Below are 12,970 nucleotides of genomic sequence, written 5' to 3' on the forward strand. Positions count from 1 at the left end.
TGCGTTCAGGTCCGCGGCGGGCGGCCCCCGCGGAAGTGCGCGGGATCGTCCTCGGCCACGGCCAGGGCGATCTTGCGCACGTGGGCGTCGTCCACATCGCCCATCGCGGCGAGGTCGTAGAAGCCGACCTCCGTGAGCTCCCCGTCGGCGGGGTGCGGATCGCCGGAGACCCAGGACGCGCGGAACACCAGATCCAGATAGTCGACCTGGTCGCCGTTCGCGTAGGTGATCCGGGGAAGCTGCTGCGCGAGGGCGAGTCGCTCGACAGTGACGACCACGCCGGCCCCCTCGAGGCACTCGCGCACGGCGGTGTCGGCCGGTTCCTCGCCCGGCTCCACGATGCCCGAGACCGCCTGCCAGGTGCCGTTGTCCGCGCGCTTGCCGAGCAGCACCTTCTCGTCGCGGAACACGATCACGGTCACGCCGACCAGGTTGAGCGGGGCATGGCCGATGTGTTCGCGCAGCGCGAGGACGAAGTCCGGAGTGGTCATGTCTCCAGGGTATCCAGGCGCCGAGCCCGCCCCTCGACGTCGGAGGTCGAACTTAGACTCGGAGCATGGCATCAGACTCCTTCGTCCACCTGCACGTGCACAGCGAGTACTCGATGCTGGACGGGGCCGCGCGCATCCAGCCGCTCGTGCAGGAGGCGGTCGCGCAGGGCATGCCCGCCGTCGCCGTGACCGATCACGGCAACACGTTCGCTGCCTTCGAGTTCTACAAGGCGGCGCAGGCCGCGGGCGTCAAGCCGATCATCGGGATCGAGGCCTATGTGACGCCTGGCACGCACCGCAGCGACAAGTCCCGGGTGCAGTGGGGAACGCCGGATCAGCGCAGCGACGACGTCTCCGGATCCGGTGCGTACACCCACATGACGCTGCTCTCCGAGACGACGGAGGGCATGCACAACCTGTTCCGGCTCTCGTCGATCTCGAGCCTCGAGGGCTACTACTTCAAGCCCCGCATGGACCGCGAGATCCTGCAGAAGTACTCGAAGGGCCTCATCGCCACGACGGGCTGCCCGTCCGGCGAGATCCAGACGCGGCTGCGCCTGGGCCAGTACGACGCGGCACGGGCGGCGGCCGCCGAGTTCCAGGACATCTTCGGCAAGGAGAACTACTTCGCCGAGATCATGGATCACGGCCTCGAGATCGAGCGGCGCGTCACCGGCGACCTGCTCCGCATCGCGAAGGATCTGGGGATCCCGCTGGTCGGCACCAACGACCTGCACTACACGCACCAGCACGACGCGAAGAGCCACGAGGCGCTGCTGTGCGTGCAGTCGGGATCGACCCTGGCCGACCCGAACCGGTTCAAGTTCGACGGCGACGGCTACTACGTGAAGTCGGCTGCCGAGATGCGCCAGATCTTCCGCGACAACCCGGAGGCGTGCGACAACACGCTGCTCATCGCCGAGCGGTGCGACGTGTCGTTCAACACGAGCGCGAACTTCATGCCGCGCTTCCCGGTCCCCGACGGGGAGACCGAGGAGAGCTGGTTCATCAAGGAGGTCGAGAAGGGCCTGCACATCCGCTACCCCGGGGGCATCCCGGACGCGGTGCGCAAGCAGGCCAACTACGAGGTCGAGGTCATCAGCTCGATGGGCTTCCCCGGCTACTTCCTGGTGGTCGCCGACTTCATCAACTGGGCCAAGGACAACGGCGTGCGCGTCGGACCGGGCCGTGGCTCCGGTGCCGGATCCATGGCCGCCTATGCCATGCGGATCACCGACCTCGACCCGCTCGAGCACGGCCTCATCTTCGAGCGCTTCCTCAACCCCGACCGCGTCTCGATGCCCGACTTCGACGTCGACTTCGACGACCGCCGTCGTGGCGAGGTGATCCAGTACGTCACCGAGAAGTACGGTGACGAGCGCGTCGCGCAGATCGTCACCTACGGCACGATCAAGGCGAAGCAGGCCCTGAAGGACGCCGGCCGCGTGCTCGGCTTCCCCTTCAGCATGGGGGAGAAGCTGACCAAGGCGATGCCGCCGGCGGTCATGGGCAAGGACATGCCGCTGGACGGGATGTTCAATCCCGAGCACCCCCGGTACAAGGAGGCCAGCGAGTTCCGCGTCGTGATCGAGACGGATCCCGAGGCGAAGACGGTGTTCGACACGGCGCTGGGCCTGGAGAACCTGAAGCGCCAGTGGGGCGTGCACGCGGCCGGCGTCATCATGTCGTCGCACCCTCTGATCGACATCATCCCGATCATGAAGCGCGAGCAGGACGGGCAGATCGTCACCCAGTTCGACTACCCGTCGTGCGAGTCCCTGGGCCTGATCAAGATGGACTTCCTGGGTCTGCGCAATCTCACGATCATCTCGGACGCCCTCGCGAACATCCGGATGAACCGCGGGGAGGAGCTCGTCCTCGAGGATCTCGCGCTCGACGACCGCCCCTCCTACGACCTGCTCACCCGCGGTGACTCGCTCGGCGTGTTCCAGCTCGACGGCGGGCCGATGCGTGCGCTCATGCGCCTCATGAAGCCGGACAACTTCGGCGACATCTCGGCCCTCATCGCGCTGTACCGGCCGGGCCCGATGGGCGCCAACTCGCACACCAACTACGCGCTCCGCAAGAACGGGCTCCAGGAGATCACGCCCATCCACCCGGAGTTCGCGGAATCGCTCAAGGACATCCTGGAGGAGAGCTACGGCCTCATCATCTACCAGGAGCAGGTGATGGCGATCGCCCAGCGCGTGGCCGGGTTCTCGCTCGGTCAGGCGGACATCCTCCGCCGCGCGATGGGCAAGAAGAAGAAGTCCGAGCTGGACAAGCAGTTCGAGGGCTTCCAGGCGGGGATGCACGCCAACGGCTACTCCGACGGCGCCGTCAACGCCCTGTGGGAGATCCTGCTCCCGTTCTCCGACTACGCATTCAACAAAGCCCACTCCGCGGCGTACGGCGTCATCTCGTACTGGACGGCATACCTCAAGGCCCACTATCCGGCCGAGTACATGGCGGCGCTGCTCACGAGCGTCGGGGACTCGAAGGACAAGATGGCGCTGTACCTCAACGAATGCCGGCGCATGGGCATCAAGGTGCTTCCGCCGGACGTCCGCGAGTCGATCAACTTCTTCGCCGCCGTCGGGGAGGACATCCGCTTCGGTCTGGGCGCGGTGCGCAACGTGGGATCGAACGTCGTCGACGGGATCGTGCAGGCGCGCGAGAAGGAGAACTTCACGTCGTTCCACGACTTCCTGAAGAAGGTGCCGCTGCACGTCGCGAACAAGCGCACGGTGGAGTCCCTCATCAAGGCCGGAGCCTTCGACTCGATGGGGGACACCCGTCGCGCGCTCGTGGAGATTCACGAGGACGCGGTGGAGGCCTCCGTCGACCAGAAGCGCAATGAGGCGCAGGGTGCGATCGGCTTCGACTTCGACAGCCTCTACGACGGGCTGGAGGAGGCCGCGCCGCCCAAGGTGCCGAATCGTCCGGAATGGACGAAGAAGGACAAGCTCGCCTTCGAGCGGGAGATGCTGGGTCTCTACGTCTCGGATCATCCGCTCGCCGGTCTCGAGGTGCCGCTCGCCAAGCACGCGTCCATCGCGATCAACACCCTGCTCGAGTCGGACGACCTGCAGGACGGCGATCAGGTCACGGTCGCGGGCCTGGTGACGAGCGTGCAGCACCGCGTCGCGAAGGCGAGCGGGAACCCCTACGGCATGATCACGGTCGAGGACTTCCACGGCGAGATCACCATCATGTTCATGGGCAAGACGTATCTGGAGTTCCAGAGCACGCTGCAGCAGGATTCGATCCTCGCCGTGCGCGGACGGATCTCCCGCCGCGACGACGGGATGAACCTGCACGCCCAGTCGGCCTTCACCCCGGACGTCGGCTCGTTCGACGCCGCCGGACCGCTGTCGCTGCTCGTCCCCGAACAGCGCGCCACCGAGCGCGTCATCGAAGATCTCGCGGAGGTCCTCCGGCGCCATGCCGGCGAGACCGAGGTGATGCTGACCATGCATCGGGGAGGTCGCGCCAAGGTCTTCGAGGTCCCGATGCCGGTGGCGGTGACGGCCGACCTGTTCGGCGATCTGAAGTCGCTGCTCGGTCCGCAGTGCCTGGGCTGATCGGCCTGCACCCCGCGCGGGCCGCCGGGCACGGCGAGGGGATCCCTGCTCAGGCCCCCTCCATCCCGGGAAGGTAGTATCGGCGCGTCCCGCGGCCGCCCTCAGCGACCGCACGACGAAAGGATCCATGGATGACCGGCGACGTCCCCTTCGCTGAGATCGAGCGCGAGCACTCCCCGCGCGGAGACGACTCCGCTCCCACCGAGAGCAGGGCGCTCGCGCCCGAGAGCACCGACACGGCACAGGACGACGCCCCCCTGCCGACGGTGGCACCGCAGCGCGGCCATTTCGGCTTCACCCTGCGCGAGCTCATCATCGTGGGCGCCTGGGTGCTCGCTTTCGTCCTGTCCTTCGTCCCCGGTGCGGGCAGCATGCTCGACCTCGGATCGACCGTCTGGACCATGAACGGCGCCTGGGTGCTCACGATCGGTGTGCCGACCGCCGCCGTCTTCCTCCTCGTGCTGCGTCGACTGTCCCCGGAGGGCATCCGCCGGGTCGGCTCGCTCGGGATCGATCAGTTCGCGTCCGTCGCCTTCTCGGTCGCCGCCGTGAGCTGGGCGGTGCTGCTCTGGCAGCAGATCGAACTCGTCGCCGCGACGCGGCAGCCGTTCCTGGTGACCTGGTCGGCCTGGGTCGAGCTCGTGCTGATGCTGCTCCTCGTCGCCGTGACCGTCTTCGCCGCGCTGATCCCCGGGGTCAGGGAGGACTTCGAGGGGCGCATGGAGACCATCGCCCACCGCAACGCCGACCCGGTGCGCCCGGTCTTCTCGACCCCGCGCCCTGTGAAGGCGCGCGGCAGCGTCTCCGATCCGCTGAACGAGGACGACGTGGATCCGGGTCTGCGCCACGACGACGAGGTCGGTGCATCCGGTCACCTCACCGCCGGGATCGCGGTCGCGCCCGAGTTGCGCGGCGCCGGCTACGTCCCGGAACAGCATCGTGAGTCCTTCGTCGGCACGGACGAGGAGTCCGTGACGGAGGCGTCCACGGAGCCCTCGGCCCCCCTGGGTACCCCGATCGCCGAGGAGGCTCCGACCACCGCGCTCCCCGTGGTCGGAGAGGCGGCGTCCGCGCAGCCCGGCTCCGACGACGTCACGGAGGCGCTTCCCGACCTCGTGGTCGAATCGGCGGCCCCCGTCGAGACCGCCCCGGCCGATCGGAACGTTCCGGCGAGCGGGCGCCCCGACGACGATGCGGAGGACGAGGAGGCGCCCGCGCACTCGGACACGATGACCCACGTCCTCGGCGAGCTGCTCGATCCGCCGGCCGCCGAGGAGGACGTGGCGACCCACGCGGTCGACGTCGCGCCGTCGCCCGAGGACGATCCTGCTCCCTCGCGATCCGAGAAGCCCTCTCCGGCGCGGACGGGCGCCGAGCCGCCTCAGCCGTTCTGGGCGCTCGCGCCCGACGTGCGCCCCATTCACGACGCACGGGGTGACGAGATTTTCCGGATCGGGCCTGATGCCTGGATCCTGGTACTGGAGGATCGCGGCGGTGCGTTCGTCGTCCGCCACGACGACGGCCGCGTCGGCTACCTCCACGACACCGAGAACATGACCCGAGGCTGAGGACGCATGCAGACGATCGATCTGAGGGGCCGCACCCTCTCCACCGCCGAGATGCTGGCGGTCGTCCCTCGTGCGACGGCCGCGCGTGCCGAAGCACTGGCGACCGCGACGGCGATCGTCGAGGACGTCCGCGTCCGGGGCGAGGAGGCGCTGCGCGAGCAGGCGGAACGCTTCGACCGGGTCTCCGGACACGCGATCCGGGTGCCGCAGGAGCACCTCGACGAAGCCCTCGCCGGGGTGGATCCACAGGTGCGCGCGGCCCTCGACGCCGCGATCGAGCGGGTGCGTCAGGGGTCGGCCGCCCAGGTGCCCGCCCCGCGCGTGACCGAGATCGGTCCGGGGGCGCGGATCGAGCAGCGCTGGCAGCCCGTCGGCCGCGTCGGCGTCTACATCCCCGGCGGCAAGGCTCCGCTCGCCTCGAGCGTGGTCATGAACGTCGTGCCCGCGCAGGTCGCCGGGGTCGGCAGCATCGCCCTCGCCTCGCCGCCGCAGTCCGCGGAGGGCTGCCGGATCCATCCCACGATCCTGGCGGCGGCGGCGCTCCTCGGCATCGACGAGGTCTATGCGATCGGCGGCGCCGGTGCGATCGGTGCCCTCGCCCACGGTGTGGCGGGGATCGGTCTCGACCCGGTCGACGTCATCTCCGGCCCCGGGAACAACTACGTCGCGTCCGCGAAGCGCGCGGTCGCCGGGGTCGTCGGCACCGATTCGGAGGCGGGGGCCACGGAGATCCTGATCGTCGCGGACGAGGAGGCGGATCCGCGTCTCATCGCCGCGGATCTGATCAGTCAGGCCGAGCACGACGAGCAGGCCTCCGCCGTGCTCGTGACGGACTCCGCCGCCCTCGCCGACCGCGTCGCCGACGAGGTCGCGAGCGCCGCCGCGCGCACCCGCCACCGCGTGCGGGTGCAGGCCGCGCTGGATGGACCGCAGTCCGCCATCGTCCTCGTCGAGGACCGTGCCGCGGCGGTCGCGTTCAGCAACGCCTACGCACCGGAGCACCTCGAGCTGCACCTGACCGACGCGGAGGAGGCCGCGGCCTCGTTCACGAGCGCCGGGGCCGTCTTCGTCGGCGATCAGACGCCCGTCAGTCTCGGCGACTACATGGCCGGCAGCAACCACGTGCTGCCCACAGGAGGGCAGGCGCGGTACGCGTCGGGCCTCGGCGCCTACACATTCCTGCGGCCCCAGCAGGTCATCTCGTACGACCGCGCGGCGCTGGCTCTCGCCCGGGAGGGCGTCGTCGCCCTCGCCGAGGCAGAGGTGCTCCCTGCGCACGGAGAGGCCGTGGAGGCGCGCTTCGCCGATGTGCCGGAGCCCGTGGCTGCGGCTCAGGCGTAGGCTCTCTGGAATGCACTGTCCGTTCTGCCGTCATCCGGACTCCCGCGTCATCGACTCCCGCACGAGCGACGACGGCCTGTCGATCCGTCGGCGTCGTCAGTGCCCCGAATGCGGGGGCCGTTTCTCGACGACCGAGACCGCGAGCCTCAACGTCATCAAACGCTCCGGCGTGATGGAGCCGTTCAGTCGGGAGAAGGTCATGTCGGGCGTGCGCAAGGCATGCCAGGGGCGCCCTGTGACGGAGGCCGACCTCGCGGTCCTCGCTCAGCGCGTTGAGGAGACGGTGCGGCAGACCGGCGTCTCGCAGCTCGACACGAACGAGATCGGGCTGGCGATCCTGGGGCCCCTCCGCGAGCTCGACGAGGTGGCGTATCTGCGCTTCGCGAGCGTCTATCAGGCGTTCGATTCGCTCGAGGACTTCGAGTCCTCGATCGCCGAGCTCCGCGCCGACCACCGGTCAGAGGCGGCCGCGTCGGGGATGGCGTCGGCCGAGCGGTAGCCTGGCAGGGATGTATGCCCTGTTCTTCCGCCTCGTCCTCGCGCGTCTCGATCCGGAGTTCGCCCACCACGCCGGCATGGCGGTGGTGCGGGTCCTCGGGGTGCCTCCGTTCTCCTGGGCGACGCGTGCGCTGACCCGCCCGACGGCCGGGCAGGAGGTGGAGGCCCTCGGTCTGAGGTTCCCGAGTCCGTTCGGCGTGGCCGCGGGATTCGACAAGAACGCCGTGGGCGTGCGCGGTCTCTCCGCGCTCGGTTTCGGACATGTCGAGGTGGGCACGATCACGGCGGTCCCGCAGCCCGGCAACCCGAAGCCGCGCCTCTTCCGGCTGATCCCGGACAGGGCGGTCGTCAATCGGATGGGCTTCAACAACGCCGGAGCCGAGGCCGCGGAGAAGCGTCTGTGGAAACTGCGCCGGCGGCGTCCGTCTGCCGTGATCGGAGTCAACATCGGCAAGAGCCGCGTGGTCGCCGTCGACGATGCGGTGGCCGACTACGTGGCATCGGCGGTCCGTCTCGCCCCGCTCGCCGACTATCTCGCGATCAACGTCTCCTCGCCGAACACCCCCGGCCTGCGCGGCCTGCAGGCGGTCGACACGCTCGCGCCCCTGCTGCGGGCGGTCAAGGCGGCCGCGGGACCGACCCCGCTGCTCGTGAAGATCGCCCCGGATCTCCCGGACGAGGAGGTCGTCGCGATCGCGCGACTGGCCGTGGCGGAGGGCCTGGACGGGCTCATCGCCACCAACACCACGATCTCGCGCGACGGACTGGTCACGGATCTCGAGAAGGTGCGCGCCGCCGGCGAGGGCGGGCTCTCGGGCGCGCCGCTCAAAGAGCGCTCGCTCGCGGTGCTCCGTCTCGTGCGCGACGCGGTGCCCGCGGACTTCTGCGTGATCTCGGTCGGCGGCGTGGAGACCGGTGCCGAGGTGCGCGAACGCCTCGATGCCGGGGCGACCCTCGTCCAGGGTTACACCGCGTTCCTCTACCGCGGACCCTTCTGGGCGCGGCAGATCCGCGCCGGCCTACGGGGCCACCAGGGCCGCTGAGCGCACGCGGCCGGGGTGGATTCGCGCGATCCCCGCGGTCGCGCGAAAAGAGAAGGCCGCGGGCGCCTCAGCGCACCGCGACCTTCGCTCGGTCGGAGAACCGGATCACTCCGGGTACTGGCCGCGCTTGGTCTGCGGCTTGGGAAGGCGCATGAACCTCATCTGCAGGGAGCGCATCGCCGCGTACCAGGCGAGGCCCCGCTCGCGCTTGTCCCTGCCGAACTTCGCGTCGATCCGCCGCTTGACGCGCACGCCGAGCAGCACCATGTCGAGCACAGACACGGCGAGGTACGCCCACAGCGCGATGAAGGCCCAGTAGGCCACGAGCGTGTTCGGGATGAGCGAGACGATGATCACCACGACCATGAGGGCCATGACCCACTCGCTGAGGTGCCAGCCGGCGTCGACGTAGTCGCGCACGTAGCGGCGCTGGGGGCCGCGGTCCCGCACCGGGAGGTACTTCTCCTCGCCGTTCGCCATGCCGACGCGCTGACGCTCCTGACGCGCGCGCAGATCGGCGCGGGCCTGCGCCTTCGCCTCCTTCGTGTCGGGCACGAGCGGGCGGCGCCGGGCCGCTTCCTGCTCGGCACGCGTCGGCGTGCGGTGCCCCTTGCCGGACGCGGCCTCGGCGGAGGAGTCGTTGGTCGACGGGGGAGGAGTGCTGGGCACGGAGGCTCCTGGATTCGGGAGGGAGGAACGGGTGTTTCTCTAAGATTACTCGCATGACTTCTCCTTCCTCCTCGGTCACCGCCTCCGCCGATCGCGAAGCGGCCGTCGCCGACGCCGTCGCGCAGGGCATCCCCTCCGCGCTGAGCGATCTCGGCCACCTCGTGCGCATCCCCGGGATCGCCTGGCCCGCGTTCGACCAGAGCCAGCTCGAACGCAGCGCCGAGGCGGTCGCCGCCCTCGCCGAGGGCACCGGTGTGTTCGACAGCGTGCGCGTCCTGCGGGCAGACATCCCCGGCACGGAGGAGAAGGGACAACCCGCGGTCCTCGCGACGAGGGCGGCGCGCCACGGCCGTCCGACGATCCTGCTCTACGCGCACCACGACGTGCAGCCCCCCGGCTCGGACGAGCTGTGGGACACGCCGCCGTTCGAGCCGACGGTGCGTGACGGCCGGCTCTACGGGCGTGGCGCGGCGGACGACAAGGCGGGGATCATGGCGCACATCGGCGCCGTCCGTGCGGTCGCGGAGGCGATCGGCGACGACCTCGACCTCGGCATCGCGATGTTCATCGAGGGGGAGGAGGAGTACGGATCGCGCTCCTTCGGTCAGTTCCTGAAGGACAACGAGGAAGCCCTCCGCGCGGACGCGATCGTCGTCGCGGACTCGGGCAACTGGGACGCGCAGACTCCAGGACTCACGGTCTCCCTCCGCGGAGCGGTGCGGTTCACGCTCACCGTGCGCACGCTCGCGCACGCCTCGCACTCCGGAATGTTCGGCGGCGCGGTCCCCGACGCGATGCTCGCCACGATCCGCCTGCTGGACTCGCTCTGGGACGAGAACGGCTCCGTCGCCGTCGAGGGCCTGCACGTGCGCGACGCAGCGACTCCCGAGTACACCGAGGAGACGCTGCGCGACGAAGCAGGACTCCTGCCGGGGGTGACCCCGATCGGGGACGGGACGATCCTCAGCCGGATCTGGAACAAGCCGACAGTCACCGTGATCGGCATCGATGCGACCTCGGTCGCCGAGGCGTCCAACACCCTGGCGCCGGAGACCACCGTGGTCCTCAGCTGCCGGATCGCTCCCGGTCAGAGCGCTCAGGACGCCTACGACGCGCTCGAGGCGCACCTGCGCGCCCATGCGCCGTTCGGCGCGGAGCTCACGTTCTCCGACCTCGACCTCGGCAACCCCTTCCTGGTCGACACGTCCGGTTGGGCGGTCGGCATGGTCCGCGGCGCGATGGCGGACGGCTACGGCAAGGACCCGGTGGACCTCGGGATCGGCGGATCGATCCCGTTCATCGCGGATCTGGTCGAGACCTTCCCCGCCGCGCAGATCCTCGTGACCGGCGTCGAGGATCCGCACGCCAGGGCGCACAGCCCGAACGAGTCCCTGCACCTGGACACGTTCCGTCACGCGATCGCCACCGAGGCGCTCCTGCTCGCGCGCATGAACGAGGTCGCGCGATAACGATGTGATGCCACCCCCCGGCGCGGGACGCCGGGGGAGTGCGCGGCGGTAGACTCGGAAGGACGGAACCCGCGCCAGCGCGGCCGATCCAAGGAGCGATATGAGCGACATCACCCTCACCCCCGAGACCGCCGCCGCGCACGGCGTGAAGCTCACCGACGCCGCAGCGGCGAAAGTGAAGAGCCTGCTGGAGCAGGAGGGCCGTGACGACCTGCGTCTGCGCGTCGCCGTGCAGCCCGGCGGCTGCTCCGGCCTGATCTACCAGCTCTACTTCGACGAGCGCTACCTCGAGGGCGACGAGACGGTCGATTTCGACGGCGTCGAGGTCATCGTCGACAACATGAGCGTGCCCTACCTGGACGGCGCGTCGATCGACTTCAAGGACACCATCTCCGAGCAGGGATTCACGATCGACAACCCCAACGCGTCGGGCTCCTGCGCGTGCGGCGACAGCTTCCACTGACCTCCGCCGAACGCTGGAAATACCCGTCTCCGAACCCTCTCGCCCGCACGCCGAACCTGCGTGCCTGGCGTGAATCGGGTGTGAGGTTGCCCTAGACTGGGGTTGCCCATGTCCGTGATCTGAAAGGTGCATCGTGCCCTCGAAACGCCGCCTTCGTTGGGCCGCACTCCCTCTGGGAGTCGCGGCAGCCGTGGCCCTCGCAGGATGCTCTCCCACAGAGCTCCACGGCTTCCTCCCGGGCTTCGTCGCGGACGGCACGCCGGCCACCAACCAGACGGATCGCGTCGCCGCACTGTGGGTCAACTCCTGGATCGTGCTCCTCGTCGTCGGCATCATCACCTGGGGTCTGATGGGCTGGGCGGCCATCGCCTACCGGCGCCGCAAGGGTCAGACCGGTCTGCCCGTGCAGCTGCGGTACAACATGCCGATCGAGATCTTCTACACGATCGTGCCGCTGATCCTCATCTTCGGGATGTTCGCCTTCACGGCGCGCGATCAGAACATCATCGAGACGCAGTACGACAAGCCCGACGTGTCGATCACGGCCATCGGCAAGCAGTGGGCCTGGGACTTCCAGTACGACGGCACGCAGAAGGACAACTCCGACGCGGTCTGGACCATGGGCGTGCAGGCGCAGCCCGACAAGGCCGGCAACATCGACCAGAGCGCGCTCCCGACGCTCTACCTGCCCGTGAACAAGAAGGTGCACATCACGCTGCAGTCGCGTGACGTCATCCACTCCTTCTGGATCATCGACTTCCTCTACAAGAAGGACATGTACATCGGGAAGGACAACTCCTGGTCCTTCACGCCGACCCGCGAGGGCACCTATCAGGGCAAGTGCGCGGAGCTCTGCGGCGAGTACCACTCGATGATGCTCTTCAACGTGAAGGTCGTCAGCGACGCGGAGTACCAGACGTACCTCACGAAGCTGCACGACGAGGGCAACACGGGCGACATCACGAACGCCTACGACCGCCTCAACAACCTTCCCGGCACCACCGGGAAGAACGAGACCGAACCGGAAGCGAAGTAATCAGAATGACGAGCACTCTTCCCGGGACCTCGGAGGCCGGAGCCCGCCCCACGACGATCCCGCCGCGGCAGGCGGCGCTGCTCAGCTCGACCCGCGTCGAGCAGAAGGGCAACATCGTCGTCAAGTGGATCACCTCCACCGACCACAAGACGATCGGGTACATGTACCTCATCGCCTCGGTGATGTTCTTCCTCCTCGGCGGCGTGATGGCGCTCATCATCCGCGCAGAGCTGTTCTCTCCGGGCATGCAGATCGTGCCGACCAAGGAGCAGTACAACCAGCTCTTCACGATGCACGGCACGATCATGCTGCTCATGTTCGCGACGCCGTTGTTCGCGGGTTTCGCGAACGCGATCCTGCCGCTGCAGATCGGCGCGCCCGACGTCGCGTTCCCGCGTCTGAACGCCTTCGCGTTCTGGCTGTTCCTCTTCGGCTCGACGATCGCGGTCGCCGGATTCCTCACCCCGCAGGGCGCCGCCTCCTTCGGCTGGTTCGCGTACCAGCCGCTCGCGAGCGCCTCGTTCACGCCGGGCGCCGGTGGGAACCTCTGGATGATGGGTCTGGGCATCTCCGGCTTCGGAACGATCCTCGGCGCGGTGAACTTCATCACCACGATCATCACGATGCGTGCTCCGGGCATGACCATGTGGCGCATGCCGATCTTCTCCTGGAACACCCTCATCACGAGCCTGCTCGTCCTGATGGCGTTCCCGGTGCTGGCCGCCGCGATGCTGGCCGCCGCCGCCGACCGTATCCTCGGCGCGCACATCTACGACCCCGCCAATGGCGGCGTCCTGCTCTGGCAGCA

Annotated in this window: 11 protein-coding genes; 9 read left to right on the forward strand and 2 right to left on the reverse strand. The window is 69.0% G+C overall.

Annotated features, from left to right (window positions below):
- Positions 1–5 precede the first annotated feature (5 nt).
- Positions 6–491, reverse strand: a complete 486-nt coding sequence (locus tag Q0P88_RS07930) for an NUDIX domain-containing protein (RefSeq protein ID WP_295012859.1) — start codon at positions 489–491, stop codon at positions 6–8.
- Positions 492–556: 65 nt separating this feature from the next.
- Here Q0P88_RS07930 and dnaE point away from each other — a divergent pair, with 65 nt between their 5' ends.
- From dnaE to Q0P88_RS07955, 5 genes are all read left to right on the forward strand, one after another.
- On the forward strand, positions 557–4,075 hold the full coding sequence (gene dnaE, locus Q0P88_RS07935; RefSeq protein ID WP_295012860.1) for a DNA polymerase III subunit alpha: 3,519 nt from the start codon (positions 557–559) through the stop codon (positions 4,073–4,075).
- A gap of 131 nt (positions 4,076–4,206) precedes the next feature.
- The gene (locus Q0P88_RS07940) at positions 4,207–5,643 is read left to right on the forward strand and encodes a hypothetical protein (RefSeq protein ID WP_295012861.1); all 1,437 of its coding nucleotides are present in this window, start codon (positions 4,207–4,209) and stop codon (positions 5,641–5,643) included.
- Between the two features lie 6 nt (positions 5,644–5,649).
- Positions 5,650–6,984, forward strand: a complete 1,335-nt coding sequence (gene hisD, locus Q0P88_RS07945) for a histidinol dehydrogenase (RefSeq protein WP_295012862.1) — start codon at positions 5,650–5,652, stop codon at positions 6,982–6,984.
- Positions 6,985–6,994: 10 nt separating this feature from the next.
- A complete protein-coding gene (nrdR, locus tag Q0P88_RS07950; RefSeq protein ID WP_295012863.1) occupies positions 6,995–7,483 on the forward strand; it encodes a transcriptional regulator NrdR in 489 nt (162 codons plus the stop codon).
- A 10-nt stretch (positions 7,484–7,493) separates the two neighbouring features.
- On the forward strand, positions 7,494–8,525 hold the full coding sequence (locus tag Q0P88_RS07955; protein ID WP_295012864.1) for a quinone-dependent dihydroorotate dehydrogenase: 1,032 nt from the start codon (positions 7,494–7,496) through the stop codon (positions 8,523–8,525).
- Between the two features lie 105 nt (positions 8,526–8,630).
- Here Q0P88_RS07955 and Q0P88_RS07960 read toward each other — a convergent pair whose 3' ends face one another.
- Positions 8,631–9,194, reverse strand: a complete 564-nt coding sequence (locus Q0P88_RS07960) for a DUF3043 domain-containing protein (protein ID WP_295012865.1) — start codon at positions 9,192–9,194, stop codon at positions 8,631–8,633.
- 53 nt (positions 9,195–9,247) lie between these two features.
- Here Q0P88_RS07960 and Q0P88_RS07965 point away from each other — a divergent pair, with 53 nt between their 5' ends.
- The 4 genes from Q0P88_RS07965 to Q0P88_RS07980 form a co-directional block, all read left to right on the forward strand.
- The gene (locus tag Q0P88_RS07965) at positions 9,248–10,663 is read left to right on the forward strand and encodes a dipeptidase (RefSeq protein WP_295012866.1); all 1,416 of its coding nucleotides are present in this window, start codon (positions 9,248–9,250) and stop codon (positions 10,661–10,663) included.
- 100 nt (positions 10,664–10,763) lie between these two features.
- The gene (gene erpA, locus Q0P88_RS07970) at positions 10,764–11,126 is read left to right on the forward strand and encodes an iron-sulfur cluster insertion protein ErpA (protein ID WP_295012867.1); all 363 of its coding nucleotides are present in this window, start codon (positions 10,764–10,766) and stop codon (positions 11,124–11,126) included.
- 133 nt (positions 11,127–11,259) lie between these two features.
- On the forward strand, positions 11,260–12,162 hold the full coding sequence (gene coxB, locus Q0P88_RS07975; protein WP_295012868.1) for a cytochrome c oxidase subunit II: 903 nt from the start codon (positions 11,260–11,262) through the stop codon (positions 12,160–12,162).
- A 5-nt stretch (positions 12,163–12,167) separates the two neighbouring features.
- Positions 12,168–12,970 (forward strand): cbb3-type cytochrome c oxidase subunit I (locus Q0P88_RS07980; protein ID WP_295012869.1); only part of this gene is annotated, 803 nt, incomplete at its 3' end.

Origin of the sequence: uncultured Microbacterium sp. (assembly GCF_945952435.1) — a bacterium.
In the GTDB taxonomy this organism is placed as follows: Bacteria; Actinomycetota; Actinomycetes; order Actinomycetales; family Microbacteriaceae; genus Microbacterium.

Coding starts and splice junctions, on each gene's coding strand:
- Q0P88_RS07930 (WP_295012859.1), bottom strand. CDS start 491: ATGACCACTCCGGACTTCGTCCTCGCGCTGCGCGAACACATCGGCCAT.
- dnaE (WP_295012860.1), top strand. CDS start 557: ATGGCATCAGACTCCTTCGTCCACCTGCACGTGCACAGCGAGTACTCG.
- erpA (WP_295012867.1), top strand. CDS start 10,764: ATGAGCGACATCACCCTCACCCCCGAGACCGCCGCCGCGCACGGCGTG.
- Q0P88_RS07955 (WP_295012864.1), top strand. CDS start 7,494: ATGTATGCCCTGTTCTTCCGCCTCGTCCTCGCGCGTCTCGATCCGGAG.
- Q0P88_RS07940 (WP_295012861.1), top strand. CDS start 4,207: ATGACCGGCGACGTCCCCTTCGCTGAGATCGAGCGCGAGCACTCCCCG.
- hisD (WP_295012862.1), top strand. CDS start 5,650: ATGCAGACGATCGATCTGAGGGGCCGCACCCTCTCCACCGCCGAGATG.
- nrdR (WP_295012863.1), top strand. CDS start 6,995: ATGCACTGTCCGTTCTGCCGTCATCCGGACTCCCGCGTCATCGACTCC.
- Q0P88_RS07965 (WP_295012866.1), top strand. CDS start 9,248: ATGACTTCTCCTTCCTCCTCGGTCACCGCCTCCGCCGATCGCGAAGCG.